This window comes from Limibacillus sp. (assembly GCA_037379885.1).
Taxonomy (GTDB): domain Bacteria; phylum Pseudomonadota; class Alphaproteobacteria; order Kiloniellales; family CECT-8803; genus JARRJC01.
In genome coordinates this window covers 1-1,829 of the sequence record JARRJC010000126.1, presented here as the reverse complement: position 1 = coordinate 1,829, position 1,829 = coordinate 1, and the positions used below count along the sequence as shown (strand labels likewise).

Genomic DNA, 1,829 nt, shown 5'->3' with positions numbered 1-1,829 from the left:
ACGCCGGCCGGTGTCCCGGTCGCGATCACGTCGCCGGGCATCAGGGTAATCCCCGCTGACAGGGTTTCGATCAGTGTTGGCACATCGAAGATCAACTGGCTGGTCGAAGCCTCCTGCCGGGGCTCGCCGTTGACCCGGCAGGTCACCAGAGAATCGGAAAGATTGAAGTCTTCCGCGCGGACGGCGCAGGGGCCCATTGGGCAGAACCCGTCCTGGGATTTGCCGATCAGCCATTGGCTGTGGCGGCCCTGCAGGTCGCGGGCGGTGACATCGTTGACGATGGTGTAGCCCCAGACATGCTCCAGAGCCTGCTCCTTAGATATTGCGCGTCCGCCGAGGCCGATGATGACGGCCAGTTCCGCCTCGTAGTCCACGGCCTGCGTCACGCGCTCGTCCAGGGGAATGGGCGCGCCCGGACCGCTGACGGACTCCGGCACCTTGGAGAATATGATGGGCGCCTTGGGCACCGACCCATTGGCCGCGCTCGAATCAAAGCCGCTGGAGGCGAACTCTTCGGCATGGGCATGGTAGTTCTTGCCTACACAGAAGATGTTGCGGTGGGGGCGCGGCACGGGCGCCAGCAGCCGGACCTCGGAAAGCTTGCGCTGAACGCCGTCGGGCTCCGGCGGCTTGCCGGCCTGCTCCAACTCGATCACCGCGAGGACGCCGAGCGCCGCCTGTTCAGATGTCAGATTGAGTCGTTTAAGGCTGCCAGACTCCTCGTCCAAAAGCCCCACTTCAAGCGCCTCGTCGGCCTCATAGACCGCATACTTCAAAGACACATACTCCCTGTCACTTTGGTATTATTGGTTCACCCATTTCTTGGGCTTTTCGCTCTTGTCACTCTCAAGATCATTATTGCGTTTCAAGGACCTAGCTTCAAGCCGCTTGACAGAAGTCCTTGTAATGCTTGTCTTTCATTTCTGACTCTGGCCTATTGGTATCCTATTGGTTCAATCGCTGGAGCCGTCATGAGCAACATTGTGGGAAGCGCCGCGCAGCGCGTGCGGCAGGAATTGGAACGCTTGGTCGAGACCGGACAGGGCGGCGGCCGCCTTCCGCCGGAACGTGATCTGGCGCGCCGTTTCGGCGTGGCGCGGAACACGCTGCGTCAGGCACTGGGCCTAATGGAGAAGGAGGGCCTTTTGATCCGTGAAGTGGGGCGCGGAACCTTCCTGACCCGCGGGGCGGCAGACGCAGTGATCCAAGGCGGGCCGGGCCCTCTCGCGGAGGCGAGCCCGTCCGACATCATGGAGGTACGGCAGATCTTTGAACCGCATGCCGCTGCACTGGCAGCAACGCGGGCCGATAGCAACGACCTGGCCAAACTCCAGCGCGCCTTGGAAGAGAGTTTGAGAGCCGAGAGCATCGAGACCTACGAAACCTGGGACGCCGAGATCCACTATGTGATCTTTCAGGCGACCAAGAACGCCGTGCTTCTGCACTACTGCGATCAGATCAACGAAATCCGCCGGCAGCCGACTTGGTTCAACCTTAAAAAGCGGTCTCTCACTCAGGAACGGCGAACGCGCTATGATCAACAGCACAGCATACTGGTGGAAGCCATCTTGAGCCGGAACCCCGAAGAAGCTTACCGGCTTTCCCGCCAGCACGTTCTTGAGGTCAAACAGAATCTTCTAGGCGATTAACGCCCGGATAAGTTCATCCAGCGTCGGGCGATGTGTCTGCTTCTGGCTAGAAGCGGACATTCCAGAGCCACCTTACACGAGCAAGAAAAAGCTCCTCGCTTCTCTCCTGCGGCGAAGGGCTTTTTTTGCTCGTTTCGGGCGGCTGGATTCGAACCCCCAGCGCGCAAGGTATGCTTGGTG

At 60.3% G+C, this 1,829-nt stretch carries 2 protein-coding genes; one reads left to right on the top strand and one right to left on the bottom strand.

What is annotated here, in order from left to right:
* Window positions 1-782: fumarylacetoacetate hydrolase family protein (locus tag P8X75_15270; protein MEJ1996541.1), on the bottom strand; the 782-nt coding region annotated here is incomplete at its 3' end.
* A 189-nt stretch (window positions 783-971) separates the two neighbouring features.
* Between P8X75_15270 and P8X75_15265 the strand changes: the two genes are divergently transcribed.
* Window positions 972-1,649 carry an FCD domain-containing protein gene (locus P8X75_15265; GenBank protein MEJ1996540.1) on the top strand — a complete coding sequence of 226 codons (678 nt, stop codon included), beginning with the start codon at window positions 972-974 and terminating at the stop codon, window positions 1,647-1,649.
* Window positions 1,650-1,829: the final 180 nt, after the last annotated feature.